The organism is Ruegeria sp. CDSA034 (assembly GCF_059612275.1).
In genome coordinates, this window is record NZ_JBXWQH010000002.1 from 518,212 (window position 1) to 536,416 (window position 18,205).

General features: G+C 55.0%; 22 protein-coding genes. 3 read left to right on the forward strand and 19 right to left on the reverse strand.

What is annotated here, in order from left to right; genetic code table 11:
* Nucleotides 1-3: 3 nt before the first annotated feature.
* From AC2FLJ_RS06475 to AC2FLJ_RS06515, 9 genes are all read right to left on the reverse strand, one after another.
* Nucleotides 4-1,032, reverse strand: coding sequence for a branched-chain amino acid ABC transporter permease (locus AC2FLJ_RS06475; protein ID WP_108862214.1), 1,029 nt, complete (start codon nucleotides 1,030-1,032; stop codon nucleotides 4-6).
* Nucleotides 1,029-1,892: a branched-chain amino acid ABC transporter permease gene (locus tag AC2FLJ_RS06480; protein WP_496704898.1), complete on the reverse strand. Its 864-nt coding sequence runs from the start codon at nucleotides 1,890-1,892 to the stop codon at nucleotides 1,029-1,031. The genes AC2FLJ_RS06475 and AC2FLJ_RS06480 overlap by 4 nt, the downstream gene beginning before the upstream one ends.
* 1 nt (nucleotide 1,893) lies before the next feature.
* Nucleotides 1,894-2,601 (reverse strand): ABC transporter ATP-binding protein, encoded by a 708-nt coding sequence (locus AC2FLJ_RS06485; protein ID WP_496704900.1) that lies wholly within the window; start codon nucleotides 2,599-2,601, stop codon nucleotides 1,894-1,896.
* Nucleotides 2,594-3,322 carry an ABC transporter ATP-binding protein gene (locus AC2FLJ_RS06490; protein ID WP_496704902.1) on the reverse strand — a complete coding sequence of 243 codons (729 nt, stop codon included), beginning with the start codon at nucleotides 3,320-3,322 and terminating at the stop codon, nucleotides 2,594-2,596. The genes AC2FLJ_RS06485 and AC2FLJ_RS06490 overlap by 8 nt, the downstream gene beginning before the upstream one ends.
* A 50-nt stretch (nucleotides 3,323-3,372) precedes the next feature.
* Entirely contained in the window at nucleotides 3,373-4,653 is a 1,281-nt protein-coding gene (locus tag AC2FLJ_RS06495; RefSeq protein WP_496704904.1) for an ABC transporter substrate-binding protein, read from the reverse strand.
* 43 nt (nucleotides 4,654-4,696) lie between these two features.
* The gene (locus AC2FLJ_RS06500; protein ID WP_496704906.1) at nucleotides 4,697-5,623 is read right to left on the reverse strand and encodes a 3-hydroxyacyl-CoA dehydrogenase family protein; all 927 of its coding nucleotides are present in this window, start codon (nucleotides 5,621-5,623) and stop codon (nucleotides 4,697-4,699) included.
* Entirely contained in the window at nucleotides 5,624-6,409 is a 786-nt protein-coding gene (locus AC2FLJ_RS06505) for an SDR family NAD(P)-dependent oxidoreductase (protein WP_496704908.1), read from the reverse strand.
* Nucleotides 6,410-6,420: 11 nt separating this feature from the next.
* Nucleotides 6,421-6,765 (reverse strand): cupin domain-containing protein, encoded by a 345-nt coding sequence (locus AC2FLJ_RS06510; RefSeq protein WP_496704910.1) that lies wholly within the window; start codon nucleotides 6,763-6,765, stop codon nucleotides 6,421-6,423.
* A gap of 66 nt (nucleotides 6,766-6,831) precedes the next feature.
* Nucleotides 6,832-7,668, reverse strand: a complete 837-nt coding sequence (locus tag AC2FLJ_RS06515; RefSeq protein ID WP_058273376.1) for a cyclase family protein — start codon at nucleotides 7,666-7,668, stop codon at nucleotides 6,832-6,834.
* Between the two features lie 214 nt (nucleotides 7,669-7,882).
* Between AC2FLJ_RS06515 and AC2FLJ_RS06520 the strand changes: the two genes are divergently transcribed.
* The gene (locus AC2FLJ_RS06520; RefSeq protein ID WP_282121276.1) at nucleotides 7,883-8,629 is read left to right on the forward strand and encodes an IclR family transcriptional regulator; all 747 of its coding nucleotides are present in this window, start codon (nucleotides 7,883-7,885) and stop codon (nucleotides 8,627-8,629) included.
* 186 nt (nucleotides 8,630-8,815) lie between these two features.
* Here AC2FLJ_RS06520 and AC2FLJ_RS06525 read toward each other — a convergent pair whose 3' ends face one another.
* The 10 genes from AC2FLJ_RS06525 to AC2FLJ_RS06570 are packed head-to-tail and all read right to left on the reverse strand — an operon-like array spanning nucleotide 8,816 to nucleotide 17,025.
* Nucleotides 8,816-9,940 (reverse strand): cytochrome-c peroxidase, encoded by a 1,125-nt coding sequence (locus tag AC2FLJ_RS06525; protein WP_496704912.1) that lies wholly within the window; start codon nucleotides 9,938-9,940, stop codon nucleotides 8,816-8,818.
* Nucleotides 9,937-10,314, reverse strand: a complete 378-nt coding sequence (locus AC2FLJ_RS06530) for a hypothetical protein (RefSeq protein WP_496704914.1) — start codon at nucleotides 10,312-10,314, stop codon at nucleotides 9,937-9,939. Before AC2FLJ_RS06530 ends, AC2FLJ_RS06525 begins: the two co-directional genes overlap by 4 nt.
* On the reverse strand, nucleotides 10,311-11,117 hold the full coding sequence (locus tag AC2FLJ_RS06535; protein WP_496704916.1) for an amidohydrolase family protein: 807 nt from the start codon (nucleotides 11,115-11,117) through the stop codon (nucleotides 10,311-10,313). Before AC2FLJ_RS06535 ends, AC2FLJ_RS06530 begins: the two co-directional genes overlap by 4 nt.
* Nucleotides 11,118-11,137: 20 nt before the next feature.
* Nucleotides 11,138-12,004 carry a dioxygenase family protein gene (locus AC2FLJ_RS06540; protein ID WP_058273380.1) on the reverse strand — a complete coding sequence of 289 codons (867 nt, stop codon included), beginning with the start codon at nucleotides 12,002-12,004 and terminating at the stop codon, nucleotides 11,138-11,140.
* Nucleotides 12,005-12,014: 10 nt separating this feature from the next.
* Nucleotides 12,015-13,319 (reverse strand): TRAP transporter large permease, encoded by a 1,305-nt coding sequence (locus AC2FLJ_RS06545; RefSeq protein WP_496698388.1) that lies wholly within the window; start codon nucleotides 13,317-13,319, stop codon nucleotides 12,015-12,017.
* Nucleotides 13,316-13,867: a TRAP transporter small permease subunit gene (locus AC2FLJ_RS06550; protein WP_496704918.1), complete on the reverse strand. Its 552-nt coding sequence runs from the start codon at nucleotides 13,865-13,867 to the stop codon at nucleotides 13,316-13,318. Before AC2FLJ_RS06550 ends, AC2FLJ_RS06545 begins: the two co-directional genes overlap by 4 nt.
* 30 nt (nucleotides 13,868-13,897) lie before the next feature.
* Nucleotides 13,898-14,971 carry a C4-dicarboxylate TRAP transporter substrate-binding protein gene (locus AC2FLJ_RS06555; protein WP_058273383.1) on the reverse strand — a complete coding sequence of 358 codons (1,074 nt, stop codon included), beginning with the start codon at nucleotides 14,969-14,971 and terminating at the stop codon, nucleotides 13,898-13,900.
* 33 nt (nucleotides 14,972-15,004) lie between these two features.
* Nucleotides 15,005-15,460: an OsmC family protein gene (locus AC2FLJ_RS06560; RefSeq protein WP_282154307.1), complete on the reverse strand. Its 456-nt coding sequence runs from the start codon at nucleotides 15,458-15,460 to the stop codon at nucleotides 15,005-15,007.
* 18 nt (nucleotides 15,461-15,478) lie between these two features.
* A complete protein-coding gene (locus tag AC2FLJ_RS06565) occupies nucleotides 15,479-16,144 on the reverse strand; it encodes a malonic semialdehyde reductase (RefSeq protein ID WP_496704920.1) in 666 nt (221 codons plus the stop codon).
* A complete protein-coding gene (locus tag AC2FLJ_RS06570; protein ID WP_496698380.1) occupies nucleotides 16,141-17,025 on the reverse strand; it encodes a fumarylacetoacetate hydrolase family protein in 885 nt (294 codons plus the stop codon). The genes AC2FLJ_RS06565 and AC2FLJ_RS06570 overlap by 4 nt, the downstream gene beginning before the upstream one ends.
* Nucleotides 17,026-17,109: 84 nt before the next feature.
* Here AC2FLJ_RS06570 and AC2FLJ_RS06575 point away from each other — a divergent pair, with 84 nt between their 5' ends.
* Nucleotides 17,110-17,496 (forward strand): YciI family protein, encoded by a 387-nt coding sequence (locus AC2FLJ_RS06575; RefSeq protein ID WP_496698378.1) that lies wholly within the window; start codon nucleotides 17,110-17,112, stop codon nucleotides 17,494-17,496.
* Nucleotides 17,497-17,538: 42 nt separating this feature from the next.
* A complete protein-coding gene (locus AC2FLJ_RS06580; RefSeq protein WP_496704922.1) occupies nucleotides 17,539-18,204 on the forward strand; it encodes a GntR family transcriptional regulator in 666 nt (221 codons plus the stop codon).
* The last annotated feature ends 1 nt before the right edge of the window (nucleotide 18,205 follow it).

The following is an 18,205-nucleotide window of genomic DNA, read 5'->3' on the forward strand; positions in this document are numbered from 1 at the left end:
GGTTCAGTTTTCCTTGGATTGTCCGATGTGCTTTACGCGATAGCCCAGCGGGAAAAGTTGCAGGTCATAACGGCTGCGGATCACGCCCCAGATGCCTTTTGGCGCCTTGAGCATGACAACGATTGCGACAACGCCGAGAACGATCAGGTAAGTTGTACCGAGGTCTGCGAGTGTTTCGCGCAGGGCGAAGAAAACCAGCGTACCGATAATCGGCCCTTCGATTGTGCCGATGCCGCCGATCACCACGATGAAGATGACAAAGGCGGTCCAGTCATTGACGCTGAACGCCGCATCCGGCGAAATGCGCAGCTTTTGCAAAAAGATGAGCGCGCCGATCATCGCTGTGAATGCCGATGTGACGACATATACGATGAACTTTGTGCGCCAGATATCAATGCCAAGACTACCGGCAGCCAGTTCGTTGTCGCGAATTGCCGTCAGCGCCAACCCTTGCCGCGAGCGTAGGAAGAGATACACGGCTGTCACCACCAGAACAGCGGCCCCGAGCGCCAGCCAATAGCTCAGCGCTTCTCGCATCGCCCGACCCGACGCCAGCGATTTCACGATGGCAACGGGGAGCGAAGACCCCGATCCTCCGCCAAGCGCTGAGATTTGCGCGAAGCTCAATCGAAAGACTTCGGCGATGACCCAGGTGCCTATGGCGAAATAGGCGCCCCTTAGCCTGAAGATCAGAACAGCAACCGGGATTGAGATCAAAGCCCCCAGCACTCCCGCCGCTGCGATGGCGGCCAACGGGTGCAGCCCGCCCAACATCGTCAACGCAAAGAGCATATAACCACCGAAGCCCACATAGGCCTGCTGACCAACCGAGACGAGACCGGCGTAACCCGCCATGAGGTTCCAAAGGGTGGCGAGGGATAGGTAGAGAAACAACTCGCCCATCAGACGCATGTCAGCGCGGCCCGCCCACCAGGGCGCTGCTATCAGAACGAGTAGAGTGACCGCCGCAAGGATCGCAGCAACCCGGGCTGCTTTTGACGATCGAGATACGGAATAGTCCTGCAGGTTCATCCGGAAACCCTCGGGAAGAGGCCGTTCGGACGAACGGCAAGAATGACAAGAAAGGCGATATGGCCAGCAAGCACCTGCCAACCCGGATCGATCTTGGCACCGATGGTCTGCGCAACACCAAGGATCACGCCGCCAACCAGTGTACCCCACAGGTTGCCGAGCCCCCCGATAATGACGGCCTCAAAGCCAAAGATCAGACGACCGCCGCCGATTGAGGGATCAAAGCTAGTCCGAATCCCAAGCAGGATACCGGCAATCGCAGTCACACCCAGGGCCAGAGCCATGGCCAGACCAAAGATGTGCCGACGATTAAGGCCCATGAGCTGGGCGATGTCCTGATTGTCCGAAACGGCACGGAACGCGCGCCCCAGAGCGGTATGATAGAAGGTCCATTGCAGCCCCCAGATCACCGCGATGGCGATACCGAAAGTGAGAAGCGGTAAGATTCCAAGTGCCACACCGCCCACGGCAACGCTTGCTGTTTCCAGCGCACCGGCATTCAATGTTTGGGGGTCTGCGGTGTAGACCTCCAGTAACCCGTTCTGGATGATCACGCTCAAGCCGAAGGTGACAAGCAAGGGCGGAAGAATATCGTCGCCTAAAGTTTGGTTCAGAAGGCCGCGCTGAAGGGCATATCCGATCAATGCCATTGCGGGAACAACGATCACCAAAGCAGCCATCGGATGCATTCCCGTCGCGGTCGTAACCGTCAGCCCGAGATACGCAGCCAGCACAATCAGGTCACCATGGGCAATATTGACCAGCCGCATGACTCCAAATATCAATGACAACCCTGCCGCGAACAGGGCGTAAAGCCCGCCGAGTAGAGTTCCCTGCACGATAGCGTTCAGCCATTCCATGTTATTCGATCCCGAAATAAGCGCGCGAGATGTCTTCGCGCGAAACGGTGTCAGACGCGCTCTCCAGCGAAACGCGTCCCTCTTGCAGGCAGTAGACCCGGCTCGAGACCGACAGTGCCTTGGTGATGTCCTGTTCAACGATGATCGCGCTCATACCCTCGCCAATAATGCCGGGAAGCGCTTCGTAGATGTCTTTGATGATTATCGGCGCCAGCCCGAGGCTAACTTCGTCAAAGAGGATCAAATCGGGATTGGCCATGAGAGCGCGCCCGATAGCAACCATCTGCTGTTGACCGCCAGAGAGCGAAGTAGAGGCCTGATCTTTTCTCTCTTCAAGAATTGGAAATAGATCATAGACGGCTTTCAGATCCCAGGGGCCTTTGCGGCCAACTTGCGCACCTATCATCAGGTTTTCTTTGACTGACAAAGAGGGGAACAATTGACGACCTTCTGGAACCATGGCGAGGCCAAGTTCGGCAACCTCGTCCGCTCGAAGTCGGCTGACATCCTGCCCCCGGTAGTGGATCTGACCCGGTCCGTTCGTCAGCAACCCTGTGATGGCCCGCATCAAGGTGGTTTTTCCCGCACCATTTGCACCAATAATGGCAAGCACTTCGCCCTCGCCCACATCCAGTTCGACGTCGTAGAGTGCTTGGAAGTCGCCGTAGTATGAGTTCAAACCGCGTGTCTGGAGAATTGGATCATGCATCGGCTTCGATCCCCAGATAGATCTCTTTGACTTCAGTGCTTTCCATGATTGTTTGCGGCTCGCCTTCGGCGATCTTCTTTCCGAAATCGATAACGATCAGGCGGTCCACAACAGCCAGAAGCGCATGCACGACGTGTTCGATCCAGATGATGGTGACGCCGGAGGCATGAATGTCCTTGATGGTTTTAACCAGTGACTTGCACTCAGCTTCGGTCAGCCCACCGGCGATTTCGTCCAGCAGCAGCAATCTTGGCTTGGCGCAAAGCGCGCGTGTCAGTTCCAGGCGTTTTCGTTCCAGCAATGTCAGGCTACCTGCAACAGTGTTTGCCTTTGGCAGCAGCTCCGTTTGATCCAGTACTTCCAGACAAAACCGTTCAGCTTGGTGCCCACGCAGCCCAGCCGATTGCGTGGCAGCGATCATGGCGTTTTCGAAAACGGTCATGCCCGAAAACGGCTGCGGGACCTGAAACGAACGTGCGATCCCTGCATGGCTGCGTCTTGCGGCGCTCCATTTGGTGACGTTCTGACCATCAAAGTCGATACGTCCGGAATTCGGTTTCAGCGTCCCTGTAATCAGATTGAACATCGACGTTTTACCGGCGCCATTGGGGCCAATCACCCCAAGCGCCTCACCTTGTTGGACCTGATAGTTCAGCGCATCGGCGACAGTGACTGCGCCAAATGCCTTGCTAAGGTCTTGGAGATTCAGGATTGTTGTCATGCTTCTCTCGGATGAAGGGTTCGGCGCCAAGATCGGCGCCGAACAATTTGTCAGCCCAGCAGCTTCATGTCGGCCGTCACCGGAACCTCGGGCGCGGTGCTGTTTGCAACGATCTGCAACTCATACGCGTCCCCGGACTTTTGCCACTGACCACCGACCAATGGTGTTTTAGTGACATTGTTCATCGGCCCATCACCCCAGTTCACCGGCCCGACGATGGTGTTCAGGTTGGTGGATGTGATTGCCGAGATGATCGAAGTGGGGTCTTCCAGATCATCAGCCCGTTTGATCACGTCGGCGACGACCTCGAACAGAGCGTGTTTGAAGCCAAGCGGTTGCGTCCATGGACGTCCCGACTCTGCTGTGTACCCTTCTGCCAGTTGTTTCGACGAAATGCCGGTCAGCGAGGACGAGAACGGGTGATGTGGAGACCACCAGACCTCGGTCGACAATCCATCGCCACGATCGCCGAGCGATTCAATGACAGACGGGAACAACAGCGCCTTGCCGATCGTGACAACCTTGGGGTTGAACCCCTGCTGTGCGGCCTGGCTCCAGAACGTTGCGAAATCCGGCGGGATCATGTTGCCGGTAACGATTTCACATCCAGCCGCCTTAAACGCTGCGATCTGGTTTGAGAAGTCGTCAGACAACGGCTGATAGCGACCGGGATCGGTCAGCGTGTATCCTGCAGCAGCAAGCGGTTTGGGCAGACCCAGTTCCGCATCACCCCAGGCATTGCCATCGGCATCATTGGGGAATAGACCGCCCACGGTCTTGGCCACGCCTGTCTTGTCCCACATGTCGAGGAACGCGGCGATAACGTCTTCAAGACCCCAGAAGAAGTGATAGGTGTTCTCAAACCCTTCGCCCGGAACGCCGTTGCGGCCAAAGAAGTATGGCTGCCATGGGCAGTCGGTTGTGATGCAGGGAACTTCATTAATCTCTGCCTGGTCAGCGACCGGGTTCACCGTGTCCGGCGTTGACGCCGCGACGATGATATCGACTTCATCGCCCAAGATTAGGTCAGCGGCGACCTCTGCAGCGCGGTTTGGATTGGACTGGCTGTCTTTTGAAATGATCTCGACATTCCAGGTCTTGCCGTTGTTGTCCAACCCCGCCGAAAAGACCTGCTGAATGGCTTGCAGCACATATTCATCGGCCTCGGCAAAACCAGCCAGCGGCCCGGTGCGCGGGCTGACATTACCAATCCGCAGCGTCGGTTTCGCGGCATAGGCCCGCGTTGCCCGAAGGATGGCCGGCGCAGAAATCGCCGCTGTGGCACCGGCTATGAAACCACGCCTTGTGGCTGTTTTGAAAGTCCTTGTCATTGCGTCCTCCCTTCACCGGCCTCCCGCCAGTGTTTGATTGATCTTACAAAGTCTTCTCGAGATTTTTCAGATGCGTTGCGACACGCTGGCGAACTTCATCTGCCTCGCCTTCGGCCCACTTTCTGAACCCTTCGCCGGATTTCATGCCCAACTTGCCCGCATCGACGAGCGCCTTGAGATAGGTTGAGGGGCCCTTGTGCGCCTCAAGATCGTGCAGCACGTTTTCATGGATATCGAGCGTCAGATCGGTGCCAACAAGGTCAGCGTTCTCTAAAGGTCCAAGCACTGCCAACCGGCGGCCAAAACTGGACTTGATCACGGTATCAACCGCCTCTGCGTCGCAGATACCGTTTTCCACCAGACTGACCGCTTCCCGCCACAACGCGTGTTGAAGGCGATTACCGATAAAGCCGGGCACATCCTTTTCGACCATCACCGGAGTTTTTCCGGCATCCTTCAATAGATCGTACATTGTCTGTGCAGTCTCTGGGTCTGTCCACTCAGTCTTGATGACCTCGACCAACGGGATCATATGCGGCGGGTTCCACCAATGCGTTCCGATGGCCCGGTTTTTCAGCCGCAAACCAGACATGATCTGAGTGATCGGCATGACCGAAGTATTGGATGCGAGAATGCAAGTCTCTGGTGCGTGCGCCTCGATTTCAGCAAATATCGCTTGCTTAAGTTCCAATTTTTCCGGCGCCGCTTCGAAAACCGCGTCCGCATTTCGGACCGCGCTTTCCGTTGTCGCAAAGATCTCAATCATCTTGAGGGTCTTTGTGATTTTATCCTCGTCATCCCCCATCGCCGCCATGCTGGCGCGAATGCGCTCTGACACCGTATCCCGGGCTTCTTTCACCGGATCCGTGATGGCGACGTATTGACCGGCCTTCGCTAAAGTCAGGGCAATGCCATGGCCCATCAGGCCTGCGCCAATCACTGCCATCTGCTGTTTTTTACGCACCATCATTTAGCCCGCCGTATATCCACCGTCGGCATGAAGGATATGCCCGGTGTAGAAATCAGATGCGCGCGACGCGAGAAACAGTAGAGGACCGGCAAGGTCTTCTGGCTCACCCAGTCGCCCCTTGGGAACACGGGTAAGGAAGCCATCGCGCACCGCTTTGGCCTCGTCGGTTTCTTCGAACATCCAAGCTGTCAAAGGAGACCTAAACACTGTCGGCGCGATCGCGTTGACGGTAATTCCAGTCGGCCCAAGCTCACACCCCAAGGCTTTGGTGATCCCGTTTACTGCAGCCTTTGATGCGCAATACGCAGTATAGCCAGCCGGGTGGCCAAGGATACTGCGAGCGGAACTGACGAAGATGATCTTGCCGTATTCGCTGACCTTCATCTGTTTCGCAGCCGAACGTGCGAGCAACCAGCTTTGATTGACGTTGGCATCCATCACCGCATCGAAGGTTTCGGGAGCCATTTCGTTGATTGGAGCGACTTTGTTCATGCCGGACGCGACAACGAGAATGTCCAGCTTGGCAAAACTGTTGACCGCTTCATCGACCAACGCGTCGCATGACGCTTCATCGTTTGGGCGTGTGTTCACTGTCACAACAGCAGCTCCGAGCTCCTCGCACTCTTTGGCAATCTCATCGAGCGCTTGTTGGTTGCCTGCTGCCAAAACCAAGTTGCAACCGGCCCCGGCAAGAACACGTGCGGCCACCATGCCAAAAGCCCCAGAGGCCCCCGTAATCAGTGCGACATTGTCCTTAACATCAAACATCTTGAGTGGATTAGACATACTATTCGTCCTCAGCTTTCTGGCGGGTACGGAATGACGACAAGCATCTTGCAGGTGTGGTTCGAACGGTTTTCAATTTTGCGCACTTCGCCAGGCGCAACCGTGCAGCTGTCCATGGGACCCAGGGTGGTTTCCACTCCATCAACGATGACGGTCATTTCGCCGTCCAAAACCACGTAGACCTTCTCGAACGGCGTAGAGTCCGGCCCCGCACCTCCACCCGGCAGGAACTGACTAAAGCCGATCCATTGATTTGTCGGCCCGCCTTCCTCGAACCCCTGCAACCGAAGCCCGTGGCATCCAAAGTGGTTCGGTGCTTCGTAGGGTTGGGCATCTTTAAACCGCTTTAGATGCATGTTCGTCCCCGCTCAGAATTGTAGTAATCGTGGCCGCCGGCGAACCGGCGACCGGTCCGTGAGTGTTCAGAATTCTTCGCCAGCTTCGATGCGATAGGACTGGTTCTTGTCGATCATCGCCACCAGGCGGATGATGCAGCCATCGCCACGGTCCCAGTTCCAAGGGAAGAATGCGAAGGTGCATCGCTTGCCGGTCACCGCATCAAGGTCACCGCCAACATTTTCAATTCCAAGAATACCTCTGGAGAACAGCATATTGTGCACCGGTTCCCACTCAGGGAAGTCAACTTCCCAAGGAGTTCCACCTGACCACTCAAGATATTCCTTCTCAAGATGCGGCATGATCGGACCGTTTCGCTGCGGGCCAATGGCTGTTGCCAGCGGGTGGTCGTTTGCCTGGGTGTCATGCCCGACCACTTTCACACCTTTTTCGATCATCCACTCGGCGGCTGAAGGAACAAGACCCGGGCAATAGGCGAAGTAGTCACCATCTTCGTACTGCTTGTGCCAACCGGTATTGATGATCAGAACGTCACCCTTGCGGATCGCATGCCCGCAAGCCTTTTCCAGATCATCGCCTGTGATTTGCTCCCACTTTTTCTTGGGGACAGAAACCACTAGACCCGAACCGAAGAAATGCGGCAGCGGCACCTCGTCGATGAACGGCGTTCCCTGAACAACATGCGCCGGCGCATCGATATGCGTGGTCACGTGCATGGTCGTGGTAATCGTTTGCGACAATACGCCCGACTTGGCCATGTAGTGTTTTCGGTCGATCTGGACGTCTTTGAAATAGGGCCAGTTAGGGCATTGAAACCCGTATCTGTGACTCAGGTTATAGAACTCCAGCCCCATATCATTGTCGGTGTTGCCCTGGAACTCGATGCCGCGGATTTCAACCATTGGGCATATCTCCTCTGTTCGCCGACGAAGCGGCGTTGGTCGATTTGAATTGAATGGGTGGCCTCCCCACCTGTCCCGTATCATGATGCATACGCACCGCGATGCGGTCAACTTAAAACTCACATTACGGTTGACTTGCACCGCATAGTGGTACAGCTTGCCAGTGCGCCTGACACCCGCAGCGGCAGAACCAAGAAACGAAGAGGAGGTGTAAATGCCTGATAAAAATGACAAAGGTGGCATTCAGGTCATTTCGAGAGCAGCTTCGATTCTGCGTGTCCTGAAGGAAAGCCAGTCCGGAATGAGCCTGGGGAAAATTGCCGAACGCGTTGACCTGCCCCGCTCTACGGTACAGAGAATCACTAGTGCCCTTGCGGAAGAGAAGTTTGTTATTTCCGATGCGAATGGAGGCGGTCTGCGGCTCGGCCCTGAACTGAACGCCCTTGCCGGAGCGGCCCAATATAGCATTGTCGAGCACTGCCGGCTTCTCTTGACTGAACTGACACAAAAGACCGGAGAAACAACTGACCTAGCGGTTATGCGCGGTATCGGTATGGTTTTTCTGGATCAGGTTCCCGGCGTATACCGTTTGACTACAGTTTCGCAAGTGGGCGAGGTTTTTCCTTTGACCACCACGGCGAATGGCAAAGCATGTCTTGCCAAACTCAGTAAAGAAGATGCGATCAAGCTAATTCGAAACGAATGGGACCGGAACGGAATCCAGAGGAACTTAGATGAGTTTTTGTCCGAACTGGCCATGATCCGAGAACAAGGCCTTGCCTATGACATGGACGAGCATTCTGCCGGTGTGTCGGCAATAGGATTTTCCTTCGTCGATTGGGTTGGAGATTTGCACGCAATCTCCATCCCGGTGCCAACGACACGGTTTTCACGACAAAAAGAAACTATTGAACAAGCGCTTCTTGAGACAGCCGCCAATATCCACCAAACTTTTCAGTGATCTGACAAGCGAAGTTTGGGTTCGGTTGAACCGTGTACCCCGACTGACTCAATCGTACACTATAATTGGAATAGACTCGGGAGAGCACTTTCTTGAAGAGAAAATGCTCAGACACCAAGGTCTACAACGGTCTCCAAAACCGCAAGCCAGATAGCCCATTTCCAAGCTGTTAACACAAGCGCTGTGTTAAGGCACTTTGGACAGTGACTCCAAAAATGCAGTTAAGTCTGCAATCTCCTGCTCAGACAAACTCAACTCCGAAAGAATGGCTTCACCGTCGGCGTGCAACCTTTCTGTATCAATTTCGCTGTAGTGCCTGATCACCGCATCCAAGTCGATCAGGCTGCCGTCATGCATATAAGGCGCGGTTTCGGCCACGCCCCGTAGGCTTGGCGTACGAAAGGTCCCAAAATCTGAGTGGCTCCTGCGGACACTGCGAACCACCCATGCACCTTGCTTTTCTGCATCGTCGCTCCAGTTGCCGTCCAATGTGTAAGCATTTGAAAGCAAAAAGTTCAATCCACCGAACCGCCCGTCGTCGACCTCGGTTTCGCTCAGAAAATATGGAACGCCTGCGTCATGGAACTCATTGTTGGAAAATCTCGGACCATTGTGGCAAAAAACACAGTTTCCACGCCCTATGAACAGCTGAAGACCTCGCTGGGCAGCTTCGGGGTAGTTCGCAGCGGCTGCTAAATCTTGGTTCTCCAATGCATCGCGAAAATCGTCAAATTGCGTCCGGCCGGTTGCCAATGTTTCCAAGTAAGCGGATAGCGTTTTGGCAGTGTTCACCAGCACAAGTTCTGGATCTTGGATCTGGATGTCGCCAAATATGGCTTCAAAATCATTAATGTAAGTACTTTCCGAGATAGCTATTTTTAGGCTTTCTTTACTGTGCGCCATCTCTTGTTCTTCGATGATCGGATGCAAGCTGGCTGCCCAGAGGCTATCGCTCTTACCGCCCCATCCATACCAGCGGAGACCGGCAAGGTTCCGCAGTGATGGAGTGTTTCGATCTAGCAGAACACGGCCGAGCGCACGCGCATCGGACGTGGTAAATGCCTGTTCAGGGTCATGACACCTTGCGCAAGAAAATGCGCTGTCGGCTGACAACACCGGATCGTTGAACAAGGCCGCTCCTAGCACAATCGCTCTTGTATCGCTTGAAACCCTGTTGCTTGGGTCCGACTGAAACGAAATTGGCCATGGTCCGAAGGACAGCGTTTGCTGAATTTCGTCATCAGACAACAGGACTTCAGAACGAACGGCCCCTGCTAGGACTACAATCGCCGCTGTCACCAGCACCTTCATTTTAGCACGACATCGGAAGTGTAGGATATCGATCGCCCGCCAAAGTTGGTGTCAACTCGCAGTTCCCACAGCCCCGGCATGTGAAACAGCATGTTATCTGCACGAAACACCCTATCGCCTAATGCGGTGATTTTGGGGGCGTAGTTTAGCCCGTGTTGGTGAGCAGGCATTATTGCATCGACGCGCACCTCACTCACGGCAACATCATCACAGACTGTCAGAAGAATAGAAAACGGTTGGGACAATCGAATTTCGTCGAGCGCCACATGCACCTTGGGTGCGTTTTGAATTTCCGAACTCATGCGTTGCCCTGCCGTTTCACAAGCGACGGCCGCGCCAGATGATACTAGAAACCAGACAACCCAGCGGATCATTCTGATGCCAGTAAACGTTCTGCGTTTGCGTATGCGATGTTGTCTGCGATCTGGTCCGGAAGCAAATCCAACCATTCACGAGAAAAATCAGCATGAGGGCCTACGTAGTACCAACGCTCTGGAGCGAACGTATCCGTACCAACCATAAACCGGTCCGGGTGCGCTTCGAACGCCGCCTTCCAATCTGGGTCGACACGGCCCCGCGAGACCATATCAGAGCGAAACGCAAGGTCGGCCCAAAGTCTCGGATAGGTGTCTAGTGCATCGACCACACTAGACGGGTCGTCAAAGCCAGAGTGGGCCCACAATACCCGAGCCTCGGGCCAGGCCTCAAAAATCAGGTCAACAGCCTCTCGATCGCCATGGTGATGCAGAATTAGGTTACGTTCTTTTGCCAGTGCGATCATATGCTGGATGACCGGCGTTTTGATATCATCACCGTAAGCGTGAAACTCGCCGATGGCTTCGTAGTCGTTCTTGGCCATATTTGCTTCCAAATAGTCGATTACAGTTTCATCGTGCATCCAGGTGTTGATCTCACCGCGGCGACGGTAAGGGCGAAGGGCTGGAACAACAATGTCCGGCGCTGCGGCCAACAGCAATTGGGTACCGTTGTCGTCCGAGCTGGAAACCAGTGCTTTGCGCACGCCTGCGTCCCGAAGGATTTTGGCAACTTGTTCGGGAGGAACCAGTTTGACGGCATCATGGCTATAATGAATATGCGCATCGAAGATCGGTCGCTCTTCTGCGATGGCAGTACCACAAAGAAGCGTTGCACCTAAAATTAAGGTATGTTTCAGCACCGCACCACCCTCAATAGCATTCAGACTCTGGCAAGCTTCACATCAAACTTTACGTGCAAGAAAGGTTCAGTAATCTTGCCAGAAAGTTCCATGCCTTCGGGAAATTCTGAAGCCGGCCTTTCAACATATGTCATCACCAGGTCATCCCGAACACCAAACACTGTATCCTGATCCAGGTAGGGATCGTCGTCGGGGAAAATCTCGGTAACTAAGGATCGGTGCCCGGGTGCCTTAACGATATAGTGCAGGTGCGACGGTCGCCAAGGATGGCGACCGCAGGCGCGCAGGATGTCCCCGACAGGCCCGTCTGACGGCACGGTGTATTCGACCGGCTTGACGGTCGTGAATGCATACTTACCGTCCTCACCAGTGGTCATCAGGCCATGAAAAGAAAAGGTGTCCTGTTCTTCATCCTGGCTTGCATACATTCCATTTGGCGCCGTTTGCCAGATGTCGAGTTCTGCACCGCCAATCGGATTACCCTCGGCATCCCTGATAACGCCCTCGGCCAGCAGAACCGGCCCACCGTAGTGACGCTTCATATCACCACCGAATGGCAGTGGCGGTGCGCCAGAAACGTGAAAAGGCCCAAGAACAGACGAGCTTGTGGCATCTGGAGTTGAATGGAGCATATCCACCAGCGATGACAGTCCCAACACGTCCGAGGCCAAGACAAACTCATGCCTATCTTCGGTTTCCACAGCGGCGCACCCCTCCAGAAATGCAATTCCCGTGCGCCATTCGTCATGCGTCAGGTTGGTTTCACGGGCGAAATCGTGGAGGTGCTTGACCAGAGACCCCATGATTTCACGCATCCGCGGATCAGTGTCCTTGGACAGGTATCCCATGAACACATCGGTGATATTGTCTTTGGTGACAGAGCGCATCTTGGCCTCCTTAAATCAGGGCAAGGCTGAGGATCGGGAACTCGATCAGAATGAACAGAACAATTAGCATTACAAAGGCGAAGGGCAGCGCGCCCATAAACACGTCCTTCAGCGAGATGCGGTCGTCATTGATCGTCGATTTGATAACAAAGCAGGATATGCCTAAAGGCGGGGTCAAAAGCCCGATTTCAGCGCCGACCACGGTGATGATACCAAACCAGATCAGCGACATATCCAGCGCTTCGGCCATAGGCAGGAACAGCGGGACAACGATCAGGATGATCGAAGCCGTATCCAGCAGTGTTCCCAAAAACAGCATCAAAAGGACGTACAGGAGCATAATCGACCAGAAGGACGCGGAATTCCCCGCAAGCAGGTCCTGCAACTGGTTGGGCAGCCCCGCCAGTCCCAGCATGCGGCTATAAATTGACGCTGCAGTGATCAGGAACAAGATCGCCGCTGTGATATGACCGGTTTCCAGCAACGCGTCCCAGAACGCTTTTGGGGACATGGATCTACGTAGGACAGCGATGATCAACGCCACGAAGGCACCGGCTGCTCCTGCCTCGACCGCAGTAAGCCAGCCGGTGTAGATTCCGCCAAGAACGATAGTGATGATGCACAATGTCGGCAGGGTTTTGGACGTGATCTCGCGCCCGGACATCCATTCGGTATCATCGACGACACGGCCGCCCACGAATGCTGGCGTGAAACGGCCCATGGCCCAGATCGCGCCGACATAGGCGATCGCCAGCATGATCCCCGGAATAATCCCCGCCAGGAACATGTCCCCCACCGATTGTTCGGCGACAAAGGAATAGATGATCAGCATCGCGGAAGGCGGGATGATCATGCCAAGAACCGAAGAACCGGCCACCACGCCAACAGCAAAGCGTGGGTTGTAATCCTGCGCCATCATCTGCGGCACCGAAACTTTGGTGAATACGGATGCGGATGCAATGGACGATCCGGTCACTGCGGCAAAGACGGCGTTGGCTCCAACCGTGGCCATTCCAATCCCGCCTTTGACCTTGCGAAACCGCATGGTCATGACTTCGTAAATGTCCCTGCCTAACCCAGCCTTTGAAACGATGAGCCCCATGAAGGTAAACAGCGGGATAGTCGCGAAGCTATATTCCATCGCGCTGTCGCCGACCGCCACTTTCAGCAGGTTCAGCGCTAGCGTGAAGTTGTCCCGCATCAGCCAGATCGACACGAAAGAGACGACGCCCAAGGCGATGGGAATGTAGACGCCCGCATAAATCAGAAAAACAATGGCAACGACCGAGATCAGGCCAATCTCAATCGGCGTCATTCTGCGGCCTCGTCATGTTCAGGGGTGCGAATAAGTTGCGGACGGTCCTGCGCCGTGACGACCTTGAACAGGAAGATCACGCAGGCAAGCGCAGTACCGCACGCGATGACCAGTTTGACCGGCCACCATGGCAATGTGAAAAGACCGGGCACTCCGAAGTAGTCCTGCGTCTGCCACATGTGTAGGAATTCAGGGAATGTCACATAGGCAATCAATGCCATGAAGATCGCCGAGATGGCATTGATGATGCGCCTCAGGTTGGCTGTCAGGCCCGGGCGACGATGGTGTAGCAGGTTCAGGAACCCGTCCGAGCGTGTTAACCGATCTACTCTGACCACGTCCGCCAACTGCAGAAAGACGATCATCACGACCGAAAACTGCACCATCTCATAAGTGCCACGCAATGGGGCTGAAAACAGGCCACGTGCAATAACGTCGACATTCAGAACAACCACCAACGCCAGGACGACGAGCGTACCCAAAGCGTTGGCGGCGATTGCTAGAAAATTGGCGACCCGCGACAGGCCAGCAACTGCGGTCTTCAGCATGAAAGGCCCCTTTCGTGGATCGCCGGACAGTTATTCGGCCGTCCAGTCACGCACTCCGGTGAAACCGGCGTCTTGAAGCTTGCCAAGGTAGGCGGCCAGCATTTCAGTTCCTTGTTCGCCGTTGTCATTCAGCGTCGCGGCCCATTCCTGCGCGACATTCGGCATGGCATTTGCCCATGCGGCGCGGTCTTCGTCCGAAACCTCAACGATCGTTCCACCGGCCTCAACGTAAGCATCCCGCGAAGCAGCAGCCCTGTCCATCGCGATACCGGCGACATGGTCACGGTAATCGATGGCAACCGCCGTCAACACCTCTTTGACTTCGTCCGGCAGGCTTGCCCAATAGTCTGCATTAACCGTGATGGTTTTTGAGTTCACAGCACCCAGATCGGCCTTGAGCATATACGGGGCAACTTCAGCGATCTTAAAAGTCTTCGCCGCTTCGGGCCACAGCATTCCACAATCAACCAGACCCGTCTGAAGCATGTTGTAGAAATCGGTCAGCCCACCGCGCACACCTGCCGCATCCTTGATGCCTTCGAGATACCGCAAGTTGAGGCCAGCACCTGCAATCTTGCGACCCTCTAGATCTGATACCGAGGCAACCGGTTCCGTGCAGAAAATCTGATACGTATCCAGAACAACACCCGTGGCCAGATACACCTGGTTCTGTGCGGCAAACTCGTTCTGCATCGCCGGGTATTCGCGTGCGATTTCATCTACGGCCTTGGCGACCGCACGGGAATCCGATGCCACAAAGGGTGTCGATCCCGAAATACCCTGGCTGGGCAGCTTCGAAGAATGGAAGATGGTTGTGACGATGCCTATGTCACCAAGGCCCAGCTGGATTCCCTCCAGAACGCCTTTCGGCTTTACGATTGAACCGCCATAGTTCTCCTGCCAGTTCATCTTGTAGTTGCCGGCGTCGGCCAGTCGCTTGTCCACCTCCGGAATGAAGAAGTTGGTGAACTCCTTCACCCATAATGCCCGGTCTGGGTAGCCATCGATGACAACGGCAGAAATAGTTTCCTCTGCTGCGGCGGGCAGCGCCATGACGCTTGCCAGAGCAGCTCCGATAAGGCTGCGTTTGGTCCAGATTTTCATTTCTCTCCTCCCAGAAAGTCGGGCCTTTTGTCTTTATTGGTTTGTTTTGACCCAGTTGACGGTCAGGTCCGTGCCTGCCGCTTCAAATAGTTTTGCGATGGCGCAATACTTGGCTGTCTCTTCGCCCACCCGTGTCAGCTCCTCCTGACTGGCCGGCGTGTCACACTTCACGGTGAGCTCGATTTCCGGAAACGGAACATCGATCTCCTCCTCCATCAGGACACCGCGCCGATCCAGCCTGCATTTCGCGTCGATTGTCACCGCGCCAAGATCAATTCCCAACCGGTGTGCATTCTTGTGCCCGATGACGTTCGTACAGGCGATCAAGGCTGCCATTGCGGTTTCGGTCGGAGACGGGCCAAGATTTGTTCCGCCGCGTTCGACGGGTTCGTCGACAACCACATCAAGGTCGCGAATTGGGATCTCGGTACGCGCATGTGTCGGGCATTGAGCTGTCGTTCGGTAAGTCACGACAGGTTTTACTTTCATGGCCACGGTGTTACCTCCTCATGCATACGAGCAAACCTTTTCGAATGGAAAACGTGGAAGCTTCTGGAACAAACCGGTTTCATCCGCGTAGCCAAGATTGCAAAGAAAATTGGACTTGAGAGTTGTGCCCGCGAAGAACTCCTCGTCGACGATCTTGTTCGAAAAACCTGACATGGCGCCGACATCCAACCCGACAGCCCGGGCCGCAATCATGAAGTACGCGCCCTGAAGCGTGCCATTTCGAAAGGCCGTGTCTGCCACGTAGTCGGGTTTGTTTTCGAACAATGGCCGACGGTCTTCGTGCGGGAAAAGAAAGGGCAGTTCCTTCCAGAAGTCCAAGTCGTAGGCAATGATCGCCGTGACCGGTGCATCCATCATCTTTGGCACGTTTTTCGGCTTTAGCGACTTGGCAAGCCGTTCTTTGCCTTCAGTGCTTTTCACGAAAATAAAGCGCGCGGGCAACGTGTTCATGCTGGTCGCGCCGTTGATCGTGATGTCATAGATCTCTTTAAGTAGGTCGTCAGAAACAGGCTTGTTGGTCCACGCGTAGTGCGATCTAGATTCGCGCAGGATCAAGGCAATCGCGTCATCCGACAAACGTGGAATCCGTTCGCGCAGATCGCGATGATCCTGCTGCGCCTTGGCGCGAAGTGCCTCCAGCTCTGCCCCGGTTGGTGCGCTCATGCTGCGGCCACCTTTGACTTGGAGTCCTTTTCGTCGATGATCGGGCTGGCGCAGATTCCGATGCCTTCAATTTCGACTTCGACGGTTTCACCCGGCTTCAGCCAACGGGGATTGGGTTTTTTGGCATGACCGACACCCGGTGGTGTGCCCAACGCAATCAGGTCTCCGGGCTCAAGAGTGGTGTATTCCGAAATCGTCGCAATGACCTGACGAACGCCCCAGATCATGTTGGCCGTGTTCGAGCTTTGTAGGATTTCATCGCCCACGCGGCTTTCGATCTTCAGACCGGAAGCCCCTTCGGGCAGTTCGTCCGGCGTTACGGTGAACGGACCGATTGCTCCCGTATCATCGAAGTTTTTGCCAGGCGTCCATTGAACGGTTTTGCGCTGATAGTCCCGCAGCGACCCGTCGTTGAACGCGGTGTAGCCAAAGACATAACCCAGTGCGTCCTCTTCCGAGATATGCCGACCTCTTTTTCCAACGATCAGCATAAGCTCGGCTTCGTAGTCTAGCTTCTCAGAACAGGTAGGCCGCACCATGGGCTGCCCCGCCGCCATGATCGAGTTTTTCCCGCGCATGAAAAGCGTCGGATACTCCGGAATATCATATCCGCCTTCCTTGATGTGGTCCGTGTAGTTCAAACCCATACAAATGATCGTGCCAGGCGCGACCACCGGCAATGCTGGTGTGATAGACGACACAGGCACACTGTCTGCAGCGGTGACTTTGTCAGCCAGTGAGTCGGCCAGCCCAGGCTTGGCTATTAACCCCATCAGATCGGAACCGACGGCAGCGTCCAAAGCCGTTAAATTCACTGCGTTTTCACCGTTCACAACAAAGACCGCAGTGCCTTCCGAGGTTTCTCCCACCAGGTATTTCATTTTCACCATCCATGTCAGTTCGCTTGATTTTTGCCGACTATTTTGCAATATGTCAAATAATATCGATATTTTTGGAGGTCCGCGATGGTTGCTTGGGCAGATTATAAATCAGAAGCGAAAAGCCGTGGCGCACTGGCACTGGAGCTTTATGTTGCACTCAGCACACCAGCCAAAGCGCCAGAAGACGTAAAGGCGTCACTTCCAGATCACTTGGCGTATCAGGCGGATCTTGAACGCGCGGGAAAGTTGGCTTTTGCTGGGCCGATGTCGGATGAGACCGGTGAGCATATGCAAGGGGTTGGCCTGATCATCTATCGCGCTGATAGTCTTGAGGCCGCGCGGAAGCTGGCCGAGGACGACCCCATGCACAAAAGCGGGGCGCGCAGCTTTGTACTTCGGCGCTGGATGATAAACGAAGGTTCGCTGAACCTTTCAGTTGGTCTATCGACTGGCACGAGCGCCCTCAGTTAAGAGCACGCAAGAGTTTTTGCCGCCAAAAAGGAACAGTCGGATATGGACGCCATGCTTGATATCGAGGGCAAAGAGACATCAGCCACTCATGGCGCGTATCGAAGGCTGCGCGAAATGATACTGACCGGCGAATTGCCGCCCGGACAAAAACTTAAGATCGAGCAGCTCCGCGGCCTTCTAAACACTGGCGCAAGTCCAGTTCGCGAGGCGCTGAGCCTCTTGACCTCGGACATGTTGGTTGAACGGATTGACCAGCGCGGGTTTAGGGCTGCGCCCGTGAGTAAGAGTAACTTCGAGGAAATCCTGCTGCTGCGATGCAACCTCGAGGAAACCGCGTTGCGTGCCTCCATCGCCAACGCGGATGCGGCCTGGGAGGATCGGCTTGTTTTGCGTCACCACCATATGAAAAAGGCCGGCCAAAATGGGGCGCACGACTTTGAAGACGCTCATAAAGCGTTTCACATGGCGTTGTTGGACAATTCGAAACTGCCGTTGCTTCTGCGATATTGTTCGCAGCTCTACGACCTGAACATTCGCTACCGCTATCTGGCGGCGGGCGGTTCGAGCTATAAAAAGCGGGACATCGCCGCCGAACATCATCACATTCTGGACGCCGCATTAGATCATGACGCAGACAGCGCGACCAAGCACTTGATCGATCACTACCGTCGAACGGGTGAGTACCTGAGCAGCCAGATGGATTCCTGAA